The organism is Pararhizobium sp. LjRoot235 (assembly GCF_964254145.1).
GTDB lineage: Bacteria > Pseudomonadota > Alphaproteobacteria > Rhizobiales > Rhizobiaceae > Pararhizobium.
In genome coordinates this window covers 4,077,111-4,096,897 of record NZ_CAXUSP020000001.1, presented here as the reverse complement: position 1 = coordinate 4,096,897, position 19,787 = coordinate 4,077,111, and the positions used below count along the sequence as shown (strand labels likewise).

Annotated in this window: 15 protein-coding genes; 13 read left to right on the top strand and 2 right to left on the bottom strand. The window is 61.5% G+C overall.

Features of this window, described 5'->3' with window-relative positions:
• Window positions 1-201: 201 nt before the first annotated feature.
• Complete coding sequence (locus ACSQ2Z_RS20115) at window positions 202-2,487, bottom strand: NADP-dependent malic enzyme (protein WP_436082833.1); 2,286 nt, start codon at window positions 2,485-2,487, stop codon at window positions 202-204.
• 102 nt (window positions 2,488-2,589) lie between these two features.
• On the opposite strand from ACSQ2Z_RS20115, the gene mutS reads away from it, so the two are divergent.
• The 3 genes from mutS to murJ all read left to right on the top strand — a co-directional run bounded on the left by mutS (window position 2,590) and on the right by murJ (window position 9,978).
• A complete protein-coding gene (gene mutS / locus ACSQ2Z_RS20110) occupies window positions 2,590-5,334 on the top strand; it encodes a DNA mismatch repair protein MutS (RefSeq protein WP_436082832.1) in 2,745 nt (914 codons plus the stop codon).
• Window positions 5,335-5,539: 205 nt separating this feature from the next.
• A complete protein-coding gene (locus tag ACSQ2Z_RS20105; RefSeq protein WP_436082831.1) occupies window positions 5,540-8,389 on the top strand; it encodes a [protein-PII] uridylyltransferase in 2,850 nt (949 codons plus the stop codon).
• Window positions 8,386-9,978: a murein biosynthesis integral membrane protein MurJ gene (gene murJ / locus ACSQ2Z_RS20100; RefSeq protein ID WP_436082830.1), complete on the top strand. Its 1,593-nt coding sequence runs from the start codon at window positions 8,386-8,388 to the stop codon at window positions 9,976-9,978. Before ACSQ2Z_RS20105 ends, murJ begins: the two co-directional genes overlap by 4 nt.
• Here the strand turns inward: murJ and ACSQ2Z_RS20095 are convergent.
• A complete protein-coding gene (locus ACSQ2Z_RS20095; RefSeq protein ID WP_436082829.1) occupies window positions 9,950-10,435 on the bottom strand; it encodes a YcbK family protein in 486 nt (161 codons plus the stop codon). The genes murJ and ACSQ2Z_RS20095 overlap by 29 nt on opposite strands.
• A 442-nt stretch (window positions 10,436-10,877) precedes the next feature.
• Here ACSQ2Z_RS20095 and trpS point away from each other — a divergent pair, with 442 nt between their 5' ends.
• The 10 genes from trpS to ACSQ2Z_RS20045 all read left to right on the top strand — a co-directional run bounded on the left by trpS (window position 10,878) and on the right by ACSQ2Z_RS20045 (window position 19,689).
• Window positions 10,878-11,945 (top strand): tryptophan--tRNA ligase, encoded by a 1,068-nt coding sequence (gene trpS / locus ACSQ2Z_RS20090; protein WP_436082828.1) that lies wholly within the window; start codon window positions 10,878-10,880, stop codon window positions 11,943-11,945.
• Between the two features lie 53 nt (window positions 11,946-11,998).
• Complete coding sequence (locus ACSQ2Z_RS20085; RefSeq protein ID WP_037125440.1) at window positions 11,999-12,490, top strand: universal stress protein; 492 nt, start codon at window positions 11,999-12,001, stop codon at window positions 12,488-12,490.
• A 142-nt stretch (window positions 12,491-12,632) separates the two neighbouring features.
• Complete coding sequence (locus ACSQ2Z_RS20080) at window positions 12,633-13,199, top strand: NifU family protein (protein ID WP_436082827.1); 567 nt, start codon at window positions 12,633-12,635, stop codon at window positions 13,197-13,199.
• 47 nt (window positions 13,200-13,246) lie between these two features.
• Window positions 13,247-13,912 (top strand): tRNA (adenosine(37)-N6)-threonylcarbamoyltransferase complex dimerization subunit type 1 TsaB, encoded by a 666-nt coding sequence (gene tsaB, locus ACSQ2Z_RS20075; RefSeq protein ID WP_436082826.1) that lies wholly within the window; start codon window positions 13,247-13,249, stop codon window positions 13,910-13,912.
• Window position 13,913: 1 nt separating this feature from the next.
• A complete protein-coding gene (locus ACSQ2Z_RS20070; protein ID WP_436082825.1) occupies window positions 13,914-14,411 on the top strand; it encodes a GNAT family N-acetyltransferase in 498 nt (165 codons plus the stop codon).
• A 111-nt stretch (window positions 14,412-14,522) separates the two neighbouring features.
• Complete coding sequence (locus tag ACSQ2Z_RS20065; RefSeq protein WP_436082824.1) at window positions 14,523-15,311, top strand: lysophospholipid acyltransferase family protein; 789 nt, start codon at window positions 14,523-14,525, stop codon at window positions 15,309-15,311.
• Between the two features lie 192 nt (window positions 15,312-15,503).
• On the top strand, window positions 15,504-16,904 hold the full coding sequence (gene miaB, locus ACSQ2Z_RS20060) for a tRNA (N6-isopentenyl adenosine(37)-C2)-methylthiotransferase MiaB (protein WP_436082823.1): 1,401 nt from the start codon (window positions 15,504-15,506) through the stop codon (window positions 16,902-16,904).
• A gap of 29 nt (window positions 16,905-16,933) precedes the next feature.
• Window positions 16,934-17,989, top strand: a complete 1,056-nt coding sequence (locus ACSQ2Z_RS20055) for a PhoH family protein (RefSeq protein WP_436082822.1) — start codon at window positions 16,934-16,936, stop codon at window positions 17,987-17,989.
• A 17-nt stretch (window positions 17,990-18,006) separates the two neighbouring features.
• Window positions 18,007-18,513, top strand: coding sequence for an rRNA maturation RNase YbeY (gene ybeY, locus ACSQ2Z_RS20050; RefSeq protein ID WP_436082821.1), 507 nt, complete (start codon window positions 18,007-18,009; stop codon window positions 18,511-18,513).
• Window positions 18,514-18,525: 12 nt separating this feature from the next.
• The gene (locus tag ACSQ2Z_RS20045) at window positions 18,526-19,689 is read left to right on the top strand and encodes a transporter associated domain-containing protein (protein ID WP_436082820.1); all 1,164 of its coding nucleotides are present in this window, start codon (window positions 18,526-18,528) and stop codon (window positions 19,687-19,689) included.
• The last annotated feature ends 98 nt before the right edge of the window (window positions 19,690-19,787 follow it).

The following is a 19,787-nucleotide window of genomic DNA, read 5'->3' as shown; positions in this document are numbered from 1 at the left end:
AAGTCACCTTGACGCAGTGCAGCATTTTTGTATACAGTCTGCTCGTGAATGGCAGCTTTTTGATCAGCGTCGCAGTATTGCACAGCAAGTATTCAGCAGGTTCGTCCTGGGTATTTTTTGATCAAGATCGATATATCGCATGAAAAAGCCCGCTTCGGTTTTTCCCGAGCGGGCTTTTTTCTGTTGTGTGAGTTGCTCCGATCAGCTGCCGGCGTTGTGTGCGGCAAGTGCCGCCATGTTGACGATGTCGGAATCCTTGGCGGCCATCGAAACGATCTGAACCGACTTGTCGAGGCCGACGAGCAGCGGGCCGATCACGGTCGATCCACCCAGTTCCTGCAGCATCTTGGTCGAGATCGATGCCGAGTGGAATGCCGGCATGACGAGCACGTTGGCGGTGCCGGAGAGGCGGCAGAACGGATATTGTTCCATTACCCGGGCATTGAGCGCCACGTCCGCACCCATTTCGCCATCATATTCGAAATCGACGCGGCGCCGGTCGAGGATGTTGACCGCCTCGCGGACCCGCTCCGAACGTTCGCCGGAAGGATGGCCGAAGGTCGAATAGGCAAGCATCGCCACGCGCGGGAAATAGCCGAGCCGGCGGGCGAGACCGGCCGCTTCCTCAGCGATATCCGCCAGTTCTTCCGCCGAAGGCATGTCGTGCACGGCGGTATCTGCCACCAGCACCGTACGGCCGCGGCAAAGCGCCAGCGACACGCCGATGACACGGTGTCCCGGTTTCGGATCGATGCAGCGGCGCACGTCCTCGAGCGCGGTGGAATAGTTGCGGGTAATGCCCGTCACCATGCCGTCGGCGTCGCCCAAGGCTACCATGCAGGCAGCGAAGTGATTGCGATCGTTGTTGATCAGGCGCTGCGCATCGCGGAAGAGATAACCCTTCCGCTGCAGCCGGGCGTAGAGATAGTCGGTATAGGCACCGGTGCGTTTGGAAATGCGCGCATTGACGATCTGGATGCCGGGCCGGTCGAGGTCAATGCCCTCGCGGTCGGCCATCTCCCGCATCTGCTCCTCGCGGCCGAGAAGCAGCGCCGTGCCGAGCTCCTGGTTCACATAGGCAAGTGCGGAGCGCATCATCTGCACCTCTTCGCCTTCGGCAAAGACGATCCGCTTTGGCTGGCGGCGGACGCGCTCGTAGATGCGCTGCAGCGTCGAGGCGATCGGATCGCGGCGGGCCGAAAGCTGACGGCCATAGGCCGCGAGATCCGGAATAATCTTTCGGGCAACGCCGGTCTCCATGGCAGCCTTTGCCACCGCGACCGGAATGGACGAGATCAGGCGCGGATCGAAGGGTACCGGAATAATGTACTGCGGGCCGAAACGCGGCCGGTTGCCCTGGTAGGCGGCGGCCACGTCATCCGGCACGTCTTCCTTGGCCAGGTTTGCCAAGGCTTCGGCCGCCGCAATCTTCATGGCTTCGTTGATGGTCGAGGCATGGACGTCGAGCGCACCGCGGAACATGTAGGGAAAGCACAGCACATTGTTGACTTGGTTCGGATAGTCGGATCGGCCGGTGGCCATGATCACGTCGTCGCGAATGGCAGACACCTCCTCCGGCGTGATTTCCGGATCGGGATTGGCCATGGCGAAGATGATCGGCTTTGCCGCCATCGAGCGGATCATCGCCTCCGAGAAGGCACCCTTTTGCGACAGGCCGAGCACCACATCGGCGCCGTCCATTGCGTCTTCGAGCGTCCGCCGGTCGGTCTTGACCGCATGCGCGGACTTCCATTGGTTCATGCCTTCGGTGCGGCCCTGATAGATGACGCCCTTCGTGTCGCACATGATGATGTTTTCGGGCGCAAAACCCATCGACTTGATGAGCTCGACGCAGGCAATGGCGGCCGCGCCTGCGCCATTGCATACCAGTCGCGTGGTCTTGAGGTCGCGGCCCGTTAGCTGTAGCGCGTTGATGAGGCCTGCGGTTGCGATGATCGCTGTGCCGTGCTGGTCATCATGGAAGACGGGGATATCCATGATCTCGCGCAGTTTCTGCTCGATGATGAAGCATTCCGGCGCCTTGATGTCCTCGAGGTTGATGCCCCCGAAGGAGGGGCCGAGGAACCGCACGCAATTGATGAATTCGTCGGCGTCTTCCGTGTCGACTTCGAGATCGATCGAATCAACGTCGGCGAAGCGCTTGAACAGGACCGACTTTCCTTCCATCACCGGCTTTGAAGCCAGTGCGCCGAGATTTCCAAGGCCGAGAATGGCGGTGCCGTTGGAAATGACGGCCACCATGTTGCCTCGGGTCGTGTAGTCGTAGGCAGTAGCGGGGTTGGCTGCGATCGCCTTCACCGGAACGGCGACGCCGGGCGAATAGGCAAGCGACAGGTCGCGCTGTGTCGCCATCGGCTTGGTTGGAGAAATTTCGAGCTTGCCGGGCCTGCCCTGGGAGTGAAAGTCGAGCGCTTCCTGGTCCGTTACGCTGGTCGTGCTGCGACTGCTCTTGTCGTTTGCCGGCATGGGTCCTCCAACCTTTTGTGGGCGACGGCGCTCAAGCGCCGCTTTGTTGTTGTCTTCTATAAACGCGCATGGATAGTGTGGCACCACTTTTTTGGGACAAGCATGACTTTTATAGCCGAGCCAATCACCCGCAACGCCGAGGTTCTCACCGCCGTTCAACTGGCGACGGAGGAAAGCCGCGCCACGGCCACGCCGATGATGGAACAGTATATCGAGATCAAGGCGAACAATCCGGATTCGCTCCTGTTCTATCGTATGGGCGATTTCTACGAGTTGTTCTTCCAGGACGCCGTCGAAGCCTCGCGCTCGCTCGGCATCACGCTCACCAAGCGCGGCCAGCATCTCGGCCAGGAAATCCCGATGTGCGGCGTGCCGGTGCATGCGGCCGACGATTATCTGCAGAAGCTGATCGGGCTCGGCTACCGCGTCGCCGTCTGCGAACAGGTCGAAGACCCGGCGGAAGCCAGGAAACGCGGCTCCAAGTCGGTGGTCAAGCGCGACGTGGTGCGCCTTGTCACGCCCGGCACGATCACCGAGGACAAGCTGCTCTCGCCATCCGAATCGAATTATCTGATGGCGCTCGCCCGCATTCGCGGCAGTTCGGAGCCGGCGATTGCGCTCGCATGGATCGATATTTCCACCGGCGTCTTCCGGCTTGCCGAAACCACGGAGACGCGGCTGCTCGCCGATATCCTGCGCATCGAGCCGCGCGAGCTCATTCTCGCCGACACCGTGTTCCATGATCCGGAGATGCGCCCGGTGATCGACATTCTCGGCCGCGTCGCCGTCCCGCAGCCTTCGGTTCTGTTTGACAGCGCCACGGCGGAGAACCGCGTCACTCGCTATTACGGCATCAAGACGCTCGATGGCTTCGGCAGTTTTTCCCGCGCCGAACTTGCGGCCGCCTCGGCCGCGATTTCCTATGTCGAGAAGACCCAGTTCGCCGAGCGCCCGCCGCTCGGCACGCCGGAGCGGGAAAGTGCCGCCTCGACGCTCTTCATCGATCCCGCCACCCGCGCCAATCTCGAACTCGTCAAGACGCAGTCCGGCGATCGCAACGGCACGCTCCTGAAGGCGCTCGACCGCACGGTGACCGGCGGTGGCGCCCGGCTGCTCGCCGAGCGGCTGATGTCACCGCTGACGGATCCGGCGCGGATCAACGCCCGGCTCGATTCGATCACCGCTCTCTCGGATCAACCCGCCTTCTGCAGCGAGCTGCGTTTAGCGCTGAAACATGTGCCGGATATGCCGCGCGCTCTGTCGCGCCTCTCGCTCGGCCGCGGCGGTCCGCGCGATCTCGGTGCGATCCTGGCGGGCTGCCAGGCGGCGGTTGAAATCGCGCGGCTGCTTGGCAGCGGAAATCTTTCCGAGGAACTGGCCGCCTCGCTGCAGGCACTGAAAGCGCTGCCGGGCGAGCTTGTGCGGAAACTTGCAACGCTTCTCGGCGACGAGCTTCCGCTTTTGAAGCGCGACGGCGGCTTCCTGCGCGATGGCGCGAGCCCCGAGCTTGACGAGATGCGGGCGCTGCGCGACCAGTCCCGCCGCGTCATCGCCGGTCTGCAACTGAACTATGCCGAGGAAACCGGCATCAAGTCGCTGAAGATCAAGTACAACAATGTGCTCGGCTATTTCATTGAGGTGACGCAGGGCAATGCCGGTCCGATGACAGACGGGCCCGAGGCCCGCGCCCGCTTCATTCACCGTCAGACCATGGCCAATGCCATGCGCTTCACCACGACGGAACTGTCCGATCTCGAAACCAGGATCGCCAATGCCGCCGACCGGGCGCTGTCGATCGAGCTCGAGGCCTTCGACAGGCTGACCGCAGCCGTTGTCGCGGAAGCCGAGGCGATCAAGGCGGCGGCGCTGGCGCTCGCCGTCGTTGATGTCTCGGCCGCCCTCGCGACGCTGGCCGAAGAACAGGCCTATTGCCGCCCTCTGGTCGATCAGTCGAAGATGTTTGCCATCGACGGCGGCCGTCATCCGGTCGTCGAACAGGCGCTGCGCCGCCAGTCTGGAACCGCCTTCGTCGCCAATGCCTGCGATCTGTCGCCACATGACGGCGAAGGCGATGGAGCTATCTGGCTGCTCACCGGTCCCAACATGGGCGGTAAATCGACCTTCCTGCGGCAGAACGCGCTGATCGCCATCATGGCGCAGATGGGCTCCTTCGTGCCGGCCAGCTCCGCCCATATCGGCATTGTCGACCGGCTGTTTTCCCGCGTCGGCGCCTCCGACGACCTGGCCCGTGGCCGTTCCACTTTCATGGTGGAGATGGTCGAGACGGCGGCAATCCTCAACCAGGCAACCGACCGTTCGCTTGTCATCCTCGACGAGATCGGTCGCGGCACGGCCACGTTCGACGGCCTGTCGATTGCCTGGGCTGCTGTCGAGCATCTGCACGAGGCCAACCGCTGCCGCGGCCTCTTCGCCACCCATTTCCATGAGCTGACGGTGCTTTCGGAGAAGTTGGTGCGGCTCTCCAACGCCACCATGCGGGTCAAGGAATGGCACGGCGACGTCATTTTCCTGCATGAAGTCGGCCCGGGTGCCGCCGACCGCTCCTACGGTATCCAGGTCGCCCGGCTTGCGGGCCTGCCGGCATCGGTCGTCGCGCGCGCCAAGGACGTCCTGGCAAAGCTCGAGGATGCCGACCGCACGAACCCGGCAAGCCAGCTGATCGACGATCTGCCTCTCTTCCAGGTCGCCATCCGCCGCGAGGAGTACGCCAAGGCCGGCCCGTCTAAGGTCGAAGAGGCTTTGAAAAGCCTCAATCCGGATGATATGACCCCGCGCGAAGCGATGGATGCGCTCTACGCGCTGAAGAAACAACTTGGCAATTCTTGAAAGCTACAGTCCTGTCCATTCTCGGACAAAAGGTCTATAGCGCATGCGCTAGCGCCGGATGATTTTAGGTCGAATCGACCTTAAATCTGGATCCGCTCTAGAATCAAAAGAGCATGATGTCGTCCGAAAATCGCTTACGCTTTTCGGCATCATGCTCTAGCAGCGGCTTGCGGAGCCCGCCGGATAGGAAGACGATCGACCTTTGATGACCATGCATGAAACGTCATTCCCCGATATCGTGAATGTTGCAGCGCTGAGGGCCAAGTGCAGTTTCATCGCTTCAGCGCATGCGGAGCAACGCGACCTGATGCGCCGGGCACTGCTCGCCGCTTTCAAGCAGGCCAATCTCGACGGCCGCGAAAACGCCCGGCAACTGCTGATGCAGGATGGCAGCGGTCTTAAATGCGCCGAGCGGATTTCCTGGCTGCAGGACCAGTTGATCACTGTCCTGCATGATTTCATCCTGAACGAGGTCTTCGACGCGGCCAATGCGCAGCCCTCGGCCCGCATCGCCGTTACGGCCGTCGGCGGCTATGGCCGCGGCACGCTGGCGCCGGGCTCGGACATCGATCTTCTCTTCCTGCTGCCGGTGAAGAAGGCCGTCTGGGCCGAGCCGGCGATCGAGTTCATGCTCTATATCCTGTGGGATCTCGGCTTCAAGGTCGGCCACGCCACGCGCACCATCGACGAATGCATCCGGCTGGCGCGCGGTGACATGACAATCCGCACCGCAATCCTCGAATCACGTTTCATCTGCGGCTCGCGCGAGCTGGCGGACGAGTTGGAAACCCGTTTCGACAGCGAAATCGTCAAGAACACCGGTCCGGACTTCATCGCCGCCAAGCTCGCCGAGCGCGATGAACGCCACAGTAAAGCTGGCGATACGCGCTACCTGGTCGAGCCGAACGTCAAGGAGGGCAAGGGTGGCCTGCGCGATATTCACACGCTGTTCTGGATCGCAAAGTATTTCTACCGCGTGAAGGACTCGGCCGACCTCGTCAAGCTCGGTGTTCTCTCACGCCAGGAATATACTCTCTTCCAGAGGTCTGACGATTTTCTCTGGGCCGTGCGCTGCCATATGCATTTCCTGACCGGCAAGGCCGAGGAGCGACTGTCCTTCGATATCCAGCGCGAGATCGCGGAAGCCCTCGGCTATCATGATCACCCCGGCCTGACCGCGGTCGAACGTTTCATGAAGCATTATTTCCTCGTGGCAAAAAACGTCGGCGACCTCACGCGCATCTTCTGTGCCGCGCTCGAAGACCAGCAGGCCAAGCAGCTTCCGGGCTTCACCGCGGCGCTCAGCCGTTTCACCCACCGGGTCCGCAAGATCGCCGGCACGCTGGAATTCGTCGATGACGGCGGGCGCATTGCGCTCGCGAGCCCCGATATCTTCAAGCGCGATCCGGTCAACCTGATCCGCATCTTCCATGTCGCCGATATCAATGGCCTGGAGTTCCATCCGGCCGCCTTGAAGCAGGTGACCCGGTCGCTCAGCCTGATCACCCAAGCCGTGCGCGACAACGAGGAGGCTAACCGGCTCTTCATCTCGATGCTGACCTCGCGTCGCGATCCGGAACTTATCCTGCGGCGGATGAACGAGGCCGGTGTGCTTGGCCGCTTCATCCCGGAATTCGGCAAGATCGTTTCGCTGATGCAGTTCAACATGTATCACCACTATACGGTGGACGAACACCTGCTGCGCGCTGTCCACGTGCTGTCCCGGATCGACCAGGGCCGCGACGAGGAATTGCATCCGCTCGCCGTCAAGCTGATGCCGAACGTCGAGGATCGCACCGCGCTGTTCGTCGCCGTGCTCCTGCATGACGTCGCCAAGGGTCGTCCCGAAGATCATTCGGTCGCGGGTGCCAAGGTTGCCCGCAAGCTCTGCCCGCGCTTCGGCCTGACGCCGAAGCAGACCGAGACCGTCGCCTGGCTGATCGAGGAACATCTGACAATGTCGATGGTCGCGCAGACGCGCGATCTCAACGACCGCAAGACGATCATCGATTTCAGCGAAAGGGTGCAGTCGCTCGACCGGCTGAAAATGCTGCTTGTACTGACGATCGCCGATATCCGCGCCGTCGGTCCGGGTGTGTGGAACGGCTGGAAGGGCCAGCTTTTGCGCACGCTCTACTATGAAACCGAATTGCTCCTGTCCGGCGGCTTCTCCGATCTGCCGCGCAAGGAGCGCGCAGCACATGCCGCCGACGTGCTCTACAACGCGCTGTCCGATTGGAGCCAGAAGGACCGCAAGACCTACACCAAGCTGCACTACCAGCCCTATCTGCTCTCCGTGCCGCTGGAGGATCAACTGCGCCACGCCCGCTTCATCCGCGAGGCCGACAAGGCAGGCCGTGCGCTCGCGACGATGGTCAGGACCCACCAGTTCCACGCCATCACCGAAATCACCGTGCTGTCGCCCGACCATCCGCGCCTGCTGGCTGTGATCGCCGGCGCCTGTGCCGCAGCCGGCGCCAACATCGTCGATGCGCAGATCTTCACGACCTCGGACGGGCGGGCGCTGGACACGATCCTGGTCAACCGCGAGTTCCCGGTCGATGACGACGAGACGCGCCGTGCCGCCAGCATCGGCAAGATGATCGAGGACGTGCTGTCGGGCAAGAGGCGCCTGCCGGAGGTGATCGCCAGCCGCACCAAGCACCGCAAGCGCAACAAGGCCTTCACGGTGCCGCCGGCTGTCACCATCAGCAACAGCCTCTCCAACAAGTTCACAGTCATAGAGGTGGAATGCCTCGACCGTACCGGCCTTCTGTCGGAGATCACGGCCGTGCTCTCCGATCTTTCGCTCGACATCGCCTCCGCGCACATCACCACCTTCGGCGAGAAGGTCATCGATACCTTCTACGTGACCGACCTCGTTGGTCAGAAGATCACCAATGAGGCCCGGCACGGCAATATCGTCGCGCGCCTGAAGGCCGTCATGTCGGACGAAGCCGACGAAATGCGCGACCGCATGCCGTCGGGCATGATTGCGCCGCAGAACAGTCAGCGTCCGGCCGCAACTCCTAAGAAAACCAAGGCGGATTCATGAGCCTCGTCCGGAAATTCATGACCGTCGGCGGCGCCACGCTCGGCAGCCGCATCTTCGGCTTCGCCCGCGAAACGCTGATGGCGGCCGCCCTTGGCACGGGCCCGATGGCCGACGTTTTCTACGCCGCCTTCCGCTTCCCCAACCTCTTTCGCCGCCTCTTTGCCGAGGGTGCCTTCAATGCCGCCTTCGTGCCCTTGTTTTCCAAGGAGATCGAGGCGAACGGCACGGAGGGCGCCAAACGGTTTTCGGAAGAAGTCTTCGGCGTGCTCTTCTCGGTGCTCCTCATCCTTACCATCGTGATGGAGCTTTCCATGCCACTCCTGGTGCGCTTCGTCATCGCGCCGGGCTTTGCCGACGATCCGGAGAAATTCGACATCACGATCAGCATGGCGGCGGTGATGTTCCCCTATCTGATGTGCATGTCGCTGACCGCAATGATGAGCGGCATGCTGAATTCACTGCATCATTTCTTCGCCGCCGCCGTCGCGCCGATCTTCCTCAATGTCGTGATGATCGGTGCGCTGTTTTATGCGCTCTATACAGGCGCCGATCCGTTGGCGACCGCCTGGTATCTGTCCTGGGGGGTGCTGGCAGCCGGCGTTCTGCAGCTTGCCGTCGTCTATTTCGGCGTCCTTCATGCCGGTATGAGCATCGGCCTGCGCTTTCCCCGATTCACGCCCAACGTCAGGCGCCTGCTGATCCTTGCCGTGCCTGCCGCGATCACCGGCGGCATCACCCAGATCAACCAGCTGATCGGCCAGGCGATCGCCTCGGCCCAGGACGGCGCCATCGCCGCCCTGCAATATGCCGATCGCATCTATCAACTGCCGCTCGGCGTCGTCGGCATTGCCGTCGGCGTGGTGCTTCTGCCGGAACTGTCGCGCGCGCTGAAGGGCGGTAACCTCACCGAAGCCGGAAACCTGCAGAAACGCTCGATCGAATTCGTGCTGTTCCTGACGATCCCGGCTGCCTTCGCACTGTGGATTCTCTCCGACGAGATCATTCGCGTGCTTTACGAGCGCGGTGCGTTCCATGAGCAGAATACGGTTATCGTCGGCTCGATCCTTGCCATCTACGGCATCGGCCTGCCGGCCTTCGTCCTGATCAAGGCGCTGCAGCCTGGCTTTTACGCCCGCGAGGACACAAAGACGCCGATGCGCTTCTCGGCCGTCGCCGTTGCGGTCAACTGCGGCCTCGCGCTAACGTTGTTCCCCCGTCTCGGCGCACCGGGCATCGCGGTTGCCGAAGCCACGGCGGGGTGGATCAGCACCATTCTCCTCTTTACGACGCTGCTGCGCCGTGGCCACCTTGTCTGGGAATGGGCGCTTATGCGCCGGACAGTTCTTCTCATCGTTTCTGCGGCTGTCATGGGCGGCGTGCTCCATTATCTCCGCAACGCCTTCGAGGCATCGCTTGCCTCCGGCGCGTCACTCCTGACGAAGATCGGTACGCTCAGCCTGCTGATCGCCATCTCGATGATTGTCTATTTCGCCGTCGCCTTCCTGATCGGCGGTGCCGATCTCGGCATGATCCGGCGGAACTTGAAGCGGAAAGCAGCCGTCAAGCCCGACGCGCCGACCGACGCTTGAGGGCCAGGAGGCCGCCTTTTCCCCTCCTTCCGCAATGAACCCATTGGCGCCGCGGGCCGGTATCGACGTGAACAATACCGTTGCAGTAGCGGCCGATGCCGCCAATGCCTGGTGCCGTCCTTGCCGCGGCGAGGATCCTGCTTTCGGGCACCCCAGGCACGCGGATATCCGCCGCCTGACAAAGTCTGTGCAGCGAGCCGCGGCGATGGGCGCGGGGGCGGTGACCTGATGTGACCAGCGGGCGGTGTCCCGTGACGGCTGCGATATGCGCCAATATGCTCTGCAGTCGCGGCGAGAAGCAGTTGGTCATGACGGAAGCGGTCTGGACGGCATAGGCTGCCGTCATGCTGTGGCCGGGAAGCTTGACCTTGCGCCGCTTGCCATCTCTGGCTTCGGCGCTGGTGAAGAAGGACAGGACGAGCAGGCAGGCAAGAGCAATCGAGAAAACGTTACGCATAGCAGTCTCCCTTGGCAAATGCCTCACGGCACGTTGATTTCGGATGCGGCATGCAAACGGCGACGGCCCGCCACGCATCTCGGGGCGTGGCGGTCGAAAAGGGCCCTTGAAAGGCGGGGCTTACGGACAAAATAGTAAATTCATCCAAAATAAAGCAAAATTGTGAAATGCAATGTCGCACAACCGATTTGGAGCCCATGGCTAGGCTAGATTCGGTATTTAAGACAATTTTAAATTAGAGAAAAAAATTCTAGTTTGACGTTGGGAGGATCGCCTTCGCGCCAGCCTGAACGGCCAGTGATGGCGATCGGCACCGCAGACCCGCCCTTGCGCCGAGATACGCAAACTGCGTGGACGCCTCTTGATCACCGCCACACCTGTGTGCATAAGCCCGCCAACAGCAACAGAGGCCGGGCCCTCCACAAGCCCGAATGAGGACACGATGTCAGACTTCAAGCCGCTCGTTTTTTCCGGCGTCCAGCCCACCGGCAATCTCCATCTCGGCAATTATCTCGGCGCGATCCGCAAGTTCGTGGCGCTGCAGGAAAACAACGACTGCATCTATTGCGTCGTCGACCTGCACGCGATCACCGCGCAACTCGTGCACGACGACATGCCCAATCAAATTCGCTCGATCGCCGCCGCCTTCATCGCCTCCGGCATCGACCCGAAGAAGCACATCGTCTTCAACCAGTCGGCGGTGCCGCAGCATGCCGAGCTTGCCTGGATCTTCAATTGCGTCGCCCGCATAGGCTGGATGGAACGCATGACGCAGTTCAAGGACAAATCCGGCGGCAAGAACGCCGAGCAGATGTCGCTTGGCCTGCTCGCCTATCCGAGCCTGATGGCCGCCGACATCCTCGTCTACCGCGGCACGCATGTGCCGGTCGGGGACGACCAGAAGCAACATCTGGAGCTTGCCCGCGATATTGCGATGAAGTTCAACATCGATTTCATGGAGCATATCCGCAAGACCGGCTACGGCGTCGATATCAAGGTCGGCGAAGAGCCGGTTCATGCCTATTTCCCGATGGTTGAGCCGCTGATCGACGGTCCGGCGCCGCGCGTGATGAGCCTGCGCGACGGCACGAAGAAGATGTCGAAGTCGGATGCATCCGACCTGTCGCGCATCAATCTGATGGACGACGCCGATGCGATCTCGAAGAAGATCCGAAAAGCCAAGACCGACCCGGATGCATTGCCGGGCGAGGTCGATGGCCTCAGGGGACGGGCGGAAGCGGACAACCTCGTCGGCATCTATGCGGCCCTCGCCGACAAGACCAAGAGCCAGGTTCTGGAAGAGTTCGGCGGCCAGCAGTTCTCTGTCTTCAAGCCGGCACTGGTGGATCTGGCGGTCAACGTTCTCGCGCCGATCTCCGGCGAAATGCGCCGCCTGATGGATGACACGAGCCACATCGACGGCATCCTGCGCGATGGTGGCGAGCGGGCTCGGGCACGGGCGGACGTGACGATGAAACAGGTCCGGGAAATCGTCGGCTTCCTGCAATAATTCGCCGCAAAAGAAACCTTGCAGCCAGAAATATCGGGTGTAAGAGTCCCGCTATGGTTTCAACACGACTCTCAAGACTGGAAGGTCACCGCCGCAAGTTTATGGCGGTGATCGACGATACGCCGGAATGCAGCCGGGCCGTTCACTATGCCGGCATGAGGGCCAAGAATTCCAACGGCGGCATGGTTCTTCTGTACGTCATTGCCGATGGCGACTTCCAGCAATGGCTTGGCGTCGAAGGCATCATGCGGGCAGAGGCGCGCGAGGAGGCGGAGGCGACACTCGCCAAGATCGCCCAGACGGTGCGCGAGACGATCGGCATCGAGCCGGAAATGGTGATCCGCGAAGGCAGCGCAACCGAGCAGATCTACAGCCTGATCGAGGAGGACCGGGATATCGCGATCCTCGTGCTTGCGGCCGGTTCTGCCAAGGATGGTCCGGGGCCGCTGGTGTCTTCGATCGCCGGCAAGACGGCGGCATTTCCGATCCCGGTCACGGTCATCCCGGACAGTTTGACGGACGCGGAAATCGACGCGCTGAGCTGAAGGCAGCATCAGCCGTTTTGATCCTTGCCGGCCGGAAACGGTCCCTGGTGCATCTTGAAGCGGTTGTTCAAACGGCCTATATTCTTTTGAATAATTCTAAACAGGCTGGTTGAACGTCATCCCGGCCGACGCGGAGAAAGACATGTTCATCCAGACGGAAGCCACCCCGAACCCTGCGACGCTGAAATTCCTGCCCGGTAAGGTGGTAATGGAAAACGGCACGGCGGAGTTCCGTGATGTGGAAGAAGCGGCAGCCGGTTCGGCGCTTGCCTCCCGGCTGTTTATGATTCCCGGCGTCACCGGCGTCTATTTCGGCTACGATTTCATCACGGTGACCAAGGAAGATCAGGAATGGCAGCACCTGAAGCCGGCCATTCTCGGCTCGATCATGGAACATTTCATGTCCGGCCAGCCGGTCATGGCGGTCCAGACTCGCGCCGAAGAGAGCGATCTGGACGGTGAGTTCTTCGACGAAGGTGACGAGACGATAGTCGCGACGATCAAGGAGCTGCTGGAAAGCCGTGTCCGCCCGGCCGTTGCCCAGGATGGCGGCGACATCACCTTCAAGGGTTTCCGCGACGGGGTCGTCTTTCTCAACATGAAGGGTGCCTGCTCCGGATGCCCGTCCTCGACGGCGACGCTGAAGCATGGGGTGCAGAACCTTTTGCACCATTTCATTCCCGAAGTGCAGGCAGTCGAAGCTGTCTGAGCGAGCGTTCCAACAGTGTCGCTACCACGCATTGGAGTCTGCAACCCATGATCGTTCTGGCCATCGATACGGCTGGGACGGGTTGTTTTGCAGCCGTTTTTGACAGCACCAACGATAACGTCCTGGCGTCCGCAGGCGCCGATATCGGCCGTGGACATGCCGAGCAACTGCTGGCTTTCATCGATGAGGCGCTTGCCGAAAGCGGCAAGGCCCTGTCCGACATCGATCGCATTGCCGTCACCATCGGTCCGGGCTCCTTCACCGGTATCCGGGTCGGCGTTGCCGCGGCGCGTGGCTTCGCCTTGGCCCTGGGTGTGCCGTCCGTCGGTGTTTCCATCCTTGCAGCGCTCGCCAGATCCGCGGCTGAGAAATACCCGGGACGACCGGTGCTAGCCGCAATGGATGCGAAACGCGAAGAACTCTATTGCCAGATATTCGAGGCGGCCGGCACGCCTCGGACCGAGGCGCAGATCCTCGAGCTTGACGATGCGCGGCGTTTGTTCGCGGATTTCGACGGCGTCATCTGTGGCTCCGCCACCAGGCATCTTACCGATGCTCCTTTGCCGGACGTGGCACAGATCGACGTTGCCGATATCGGCACTGTGGCACGGCTTGGCGTGGTTGCCGACCCCTCGCAGGGCAAGCCGAGCCCGCTCTATTTGCGCGGGCCGGACGTGAGGCCGCAGGCCGGCTTTGCCGTGGCGCGGGCGTAAGATGTCGCTGACCGACTATTTTATCCGCAAGCCCGAATTTGAAATCGTCCCGCTGGAAGCAGACGACCTGCCGCACGCCGCTGCCGTTCACAAGTTGCGCTTCACATCCCCGTGGAGCGATGGTGAACTGCATTCTCTTTTGGTTCAGGATACTGTCTTCGGATTTATCGCGCGCCAGAGCAATGCCTCTGCGCGGCCTTTGACCGGCGGCTTCGTGCTGTCGCGCGTCGCCGCCGGCGAGGCGGAAATCCTGACGATCGGCGTCGATCCGCGTTTTTCGCGCCTGGGCCTCGGCTGGCGGCTGATGCGGGCAGCGCTGCGCGAGGCGCGCGATCGGGCGGCTGAAACAGTCTTCCTCGAAGTCGATGAAACCAATGTTGCTGCCATTGGCCTTTATCGCAAACTCGGTTTTGCCAATGTCGGCGAAAGACGGGCCTATTATCAAGGTGTTGGCGCGACCAGAACCGCAGCCCTTGTCATGCGCCTCGATCTTGGCTAGCCGTACTGGCTTTGAAAGAGGGACGCGCTTGCGCCGCCACGCCGACGAGACAATCACGGTTCGAGTCATACGCCGCGGCGCCGTCCGGCTGCAGTCGTGGAGTTTGCGCGCGTGATCAATTGGCTGCGCGTCACGCTCTGCATGACACTGTTGGTTGTCGCGACGCTCGTCCTCATCCCGACGCAACTGGTCTTTCTTTGGCTGGATACGCCGCAGCGGCGCCGGCTTCCGCGTCTGTGGCACCGAATGGCCTGCCGCCTGGTCGGCATAAGGGTCCGCGTTCACGGCATGCCGGACCGTCAGCGGCCGCTGATGCTGGTGTCAAACCATGCGAGCTGGAAGGATATCCTCGTACTCGGCTCGATTGCCGATGTGGTCTTCGTTGCCAAGTCCGACGTGAAGGCCTGGCCGGTTTTCGGCATCCTTGCCCGGCTGCAGAAGACGATCTTCATCGAGCGCGATCAGAAGCGCACCACCGGCAATCAGGTCAACGAGATCGGCAAGCGGCTGGCTGACGGCGAGATAGTCGTGCTGTTTCCCGAAGGCACGACGTCTGACGGCAACCGGCTGCTCGAAATCAAGACAGCACTGTTTGGTGCCGCGGCGTCGGCCGTGCCGCTGTCGCCGACGGGCGTCGTGCATGTCCAGCCGGTTGCCATCGCCTATACCGGCATTCATGGCATGCCGATGGGGCGCTACCATCGGCCGATCGCTGCCTGGCCCGGCGATATCGCGCTGGCACCGCATCTGCTCGGCATCCTCTATGAGGGTGCGGTCGATGTGGATGTCATCTATGGCGAACAGATCACCTACACGCCGCAGAGCAACCGCAAGACTGTCAGCCGGCAGGTCGAAAAGAGCATCCGTTCCATGCTGGCGCTCAAGCTGCGCGGCCGCTGAGTGCCCACGAGACCGTTTGGGAATTGGTCAGGCCGCGGGCGAAATGGTGGTTTGCGAGCACCGAAGCGCAGCGTACCTATAGTACGTGAGCATAGGAGCGCAGAAAAACGCCATTTGCAGCCCGGCCTCATCAATTCCCAAACGGTCTCTTAGGGCTTCAATTTTGCGCCTCTTTGCTCTATGGAAGCGGCCATGACACAGGAAACAGCAGTTTTGTCCGCAAAGCCCGAAATGGCGCTCGAAAGCCCAGCAGTCCGTAAGGTTTTTGTGAAGACCTACGGCTGCCAGATGAACGTCTATGATTCCGACCGGATGACCGACGCGCTGGCCAAGGATGGCTATGTCTCGACCGACGCCATGGAAGACGCCGATCTGGTGTTGCTCAACACCTGTCACATCCGCGAGAAAGCGGCCGAAAAGGTCTATTCGGCGCTTGGCCGCCTGCGCGAGCTGAAGAAGAAAAAGGCCGGCGAAGGCCGCCAACTGATGATCGGCGTCGCCGGCTGTGTCGCCCAGGCCGAGGGCGACGAAATCCTGCGCCGTGCGCCAGCCGTCGATCTCGTCATCGGCCCACAGACCTATCACCGGCTTCCGGAAGCCCTGAAACGCGTCAAGCGCGGCGAGCGTGTGCTCGACACCGACTACGCGATCGAGGACAAGTTCGAGCATCTGCCGGCGCCCGACAAGGCAAAGACCAAAGCAAGAGGCGTCACCGCGTTCCTCACCGTCCAGGAGGGCTGCGACAAGTTCTGCACCTTCTGCGTCGTGCCCTATACGCGCGGCTCGGAAGTCTCCCGCCCGGTCCCCCAGATCGTTGCCGAAGCGCAGAAACTGGTCGATGGCGGCGTGCGCGAAATCACGCTGCTCGGCCAGAACGTCAACGCCTGGCATGGCACTGGCCCGAACGGCGAAAAATGGGGTCTCGGAGAGCTTCTCTATCGCCTGAGCAAAATCGATGGCCTTGCCCGCCTGCGCTACACGACCAGCCACCCGCGTGACATGGACGACAGCCTGATTGCCGCGCATCGCGACCTGCCGCAGCTGATGCCCTATCTGCACCTGCCGATCCAGTCCGGCTCCAACCGTATCCTGAAAGCGATGAACCGGCGGCATACGACCGCCGAATACATTGCGCTGATTGCCCGCATCAAGGCGGCGCGCCCCGATCTCGCGCTGTCCGGCGACTTCATCGTCGGCTTTCCCGGCGAGACTGACGAGGATTTCGAGGATACGCTGCGGCTTGTCGAGACGGTCGGTTATGCACAGGCATTTTCCTTCAAATATTCGACCCGACCGGGCACGCCGGGCGCCGATCTTGAAGATCAGGTGCCGGACGATGTGAAGGCCAACCGATTGGAAAGATTGCAGGCTTTGCTGCTGAAGCAGCAGCATGCCTTTGCCGTGCAGTGCATCGGCAAGACCATCGACCTGCTTCTGGAGAAGCCGGGGCGCATGCCTGGCCAGTTGATCGGCCGCTCGCCCTGGCTGCAGTCGGTGAATGTTGATGCAAAGTCATCGCAAATCGGTGACATTATCACTGTACGAATCACTGGTGCGGGCCCTAACAGTCTGTTTGCCGAGGTGGTAAGCTGAGGGATCGCCAACTGAAGGAGCCTGACCGCTTGAACGGACACGAATTGGTCTCATCATCGCCGCGCCAGTCGAAAACATCCGCGACAGACGTCAATCACTTCGTGCTCACATTCGAGAATAATCGTTTTGCCAGTGAGCTTTTCGGCCAATTCGACCAAAATCTGAAGCTGATCGAGCAGCGCCTGCGGATCGATGCGCGCCCGCGCGGCAATTCGGTTGCGATCTCGGGCGAAATGGTCGCCACCAATCAGGCGCGCCGGGCGCTCGACTATCTCTATGGCCGCCTGCAAAACGGTAGCACCGTCGAAGTCTCCGATGTCGAAGGCGCCATCCGCATGGCCGTTGCTGCGGATGATCAGCTGCAGCTTCCGACCCTGGAAAGGAAAGCCAAGCTGAACCTCGCCCAGATTTCCACCCGCAAGAAGACCATCGCCGCCCGCACACCCATGCAGGATGCCTATATCCGCGCGCTGGAACGGTCCGAGCTGGTCTTCGGCGTCGGCCCGGCCGGCACCGGCAAGACTTATCTCGCGGTGGCTCATGCGGCCCAGCTGCTGGAGCGCGGCGCTGTCGATCGCATCATCCTGTCGCGTCCCGCGGTGGAGGCGGGCGAACGGCTCGGCTTCCTGCCGGGTGACATGAAGGACAAGGTCGATCCGTATTTGCGGCCGCTCTACGACGCGCTTTACGACATGATGCCGGGCGATAAGGTCGAGCGTGCGATCACCGCCGGTGTCATAGAAATCGCCCCGCTCGCCTTCATGCGCGGCCGTACACTCGCAAACGCCGCCGTTATTCTTGACGAAGCGCAGAACACCACGGCAATGCAGATGAAGATGTTCCTGACGCGTCTCGGCGAAAATGGCCGCATGATCGTCACCGGTGACCCGAGCCAGGTCGACCTACCGCGCGGCGTCAAGTCCGGCCTCGTCGAGGCGCTGCAGATCCTGCGCGGTGTTGAAGGTGTGTCTGTCGTCCGCTTCAAGGATGCCGATGTCGTGCGCCATCCGATGGTCGCCCGCATTGTCCGCGCCTACGAGGCATCGACCGCCGTGCATGACGAAAGCGAGCAGAGCGACCGCTAAGGCGGTCGTAGTTAATCATGACTACCCTTGATATCCAGATCAGCGTCGAGGAAGGCCCCTGGCCCTCCGAGGCCGAACTCCAGTCTCTGAGCGAGCGCATTCTCGGTGCGGCTGCCAATTTCCTTCGTCACGAGGAAAAGCAGCCGTTTCCGCAGATGCCACCGGAAGTCTCGCTGGTGTTCACGGACGATGCCTCCATCCGCGAGATCAATGCGGAATGGCGCAGTCAGGACAAGCCGACCAATGTGCTTTCATTCCCGGCCTTTCCGCTGACCCCCGGCAAGATGCCGGGGCCGATGCTCGGCGATATCGTCGTCGCCCAGGAAACGCTGGTCCGTGAGGCACAGGCGCTCGGCAAGCCTTTCAACGAGCATCTGAGCCATCTCCTGGTGCATGGATTTCTGCATCTTTTCGGTTATGATCACATGGAAGAGAACGATGCTGAAAGAATGGAGAGTCTGGAGACTCGCATTTTGGCCGGTCTTGGGCTATCTGATCCCTATGGGGACAGTGATCCCGTATGATAGTTTGGAACGATGAGCGATTTTAGAACACAGCCGGCCGCTGCTGTAAGAGATGAGGCGGAAGCCTCCAGTCAGGACGAAGCGGGCAGTAGTAGCGCCGCGCAGAAACCTGAGAGCGGCAAATCCGGCTCCTCCTTCTGGAGCCGCGCGGCCCGAATTTGGCGTGCCGGCAGCAACTCCAGTATTCGTGACGATCTTGCTGATGCGCTGATGACCGGCGGAGCCGAAGGCGACGCGGCCTTTTCGCCGGCCGAACGAGCCATGCTCAACAACATCCTTCGCTTCCGTGAAGTGCGTGTCGAGGACGTCATGGTTCCGCGCGCCGATATTGAAGCTGTCGATCTCACGATCACCATCGGCGAACTGATGGTCATCTTCGACGAATCCGGCCGCTCGCGCATGCCGGTCTATAGCGAGAGCCTCGATGATCCGCGCGGCATGGTACACATCCGCGATCTGCTTTCCTATGTCACCAAGCAGGCGCGCAACAAGCGTCGTAGTGGCAACCGTTCCACCGCAAGCGCTGCAGCGAACACGGCTGAAAAAACAGAAAAGCCGGCGCGCCAGCCGAAGCCGGGTTTCGACTTGGGGCGCATCGATCTGTCGAAGACGGTCGAAGAGGCAGGCATCATCCGCCAGGTGCTGTTCGTGCCACCGTCGATGCATGCATCCGACCTGATGCAGCGCATGCAGGCAGCCCGCATCCAGATGGCGCTGGTCATCGACGAATATGGCGGCACCGATGGTCTCGCCTCGCTCGAGGATATCGTTGAAATGGTTGTCGGCGATATCGAGGATGAGCATGACGATGAAGAAGTCATGTTCGCCAAGACCTCCGACGACGTGTTCGTTGCCGACGCCCGCGTGGAATTGGAGGAGATTGCCGCAGCGATCGGTGCGGATTTCGATGTGCGCGAGCAGCTTGAGGACGTCGATACGCTGGGCGGCCTGGTCTTTGCCTCGCTCGGCCGCATACCGGCCCGCGGTGAGGTCGTCCAGGCGATCCCGGGTTTCGAATTCCAGGTTCTCGATGCCGATCCCCGCCGGGTGAAGCGTGTGCGGATCGTCCGCAAGCGTCCTCCGGCCCGCCGCCGCCCGCTCAAGGGCGACGAGGATACGTCCCCCGAGGCAACATCGTTCGCCGGTGACGAAAAATCCCTGCGCGACACCGGATAAAAGCTTCGTTTTCCGTAACCGCGCGCCGTCTCGAAGCACGACAAGCAGCTACTTTTTTGGAAGACTGCGGGCGCGTTGATTCGAATGGGCGGCTTGCG

Excerpts from the sequence above, each read along its gene's own strand:
- ACSQ2Z_RS20115 (WP_436082833.1), bottom strand. The coding sequence starts at position 2,487 with ATGCCGGCAAACGACAAGAGCAGTCGCAGCACGACCAGCGTAACGGAC.
- ACSQ2Z_RS20095 (WP_436082829.1), bottom strand. The coding sequence starts at position 10,435 with ATGCGTAACGTTTTCTCGATTGCTCTTGCCTGCCTGCTCGTCCTGTCC.
- miaB (WP_436082823.1), top strand. The coding sequence starts at position 15,504 with ATGACACAGGAAACAGCAGTTTTGTCCGCAAAGCCCGAAATGGCGCTC.
- ACSQ2Z_RS20080 (WP_436082827.1), top strand. The coding sequence starts at position 12,633 with ATGTTCATCCAGACGGAAGCCACCCCGAACCCTGCGACGCTGAAATTC.
- ybeY (WP_436082821.1), top strand. The coding sequence starts at position 18,007 with ATGACTACCCTTGATATCCAGATCAGCGTCGAGGAAGGCCCCTGGCCC.
- trpS (WP_436082828.1), top strand. The coding sequence starts at position 10,878 with ATGTCAGACTTCAAGCCGCTCGTTTTTTCCGGCGTCCAGCCCACCGGC.
- ACSQ2Z_RS20085 (WP_037125440.1), top strand. The coding sequence starts at position 11,999 with ATGGTTTCAACACGACTCTCAAGACTGGAAGGTCACCGCCGCAAGTTT.
- ACSQ2Z_RS20045 (WP_436082820.1), top strand. The coding sequence starts at position 18,526 with ATGAGCGATTTTAGAACACAGCCGGCCGCTGCTGTAAGAGATGAGGCG.
- murJ (WP_436082830.1), top strand. The coding sequence starts at position 8,386 with ATGAGCCTCGTCCGGAAATTCATGACCGTCGGCGGCGCCACGCTCGGC.
- ACSQ2Z_RS20105 (WP_436082831.1), top strand. The coding sequence starts at position 5,540 with ATGACCATGCATGAAACGTCATTCCCCGATATCGTGAATGTTGCAGCG.
- ACSQ2Z_RS20070 (WP_436082825.1), top strand. The coding sequence starts at position 13,914 with ATGTCGCTGACCGACTATTTTATCCGCAAGCCCGAATTTGAAATCGTC.
- mutS (WP_436082832.1), top strand. The coding sequence starts at position 2,590 with ATGACTTTTATAGCCGAGCCAATCACCCGCAACGCCGAGGTTCTCACC.
- tsaB (WP_436082826.1), top strand. The coding sequence starts at position 13,247 with ATGATCGTTCTGGCCATCGATACGGCTGGGACGGGTTGTTTTGCAGCC.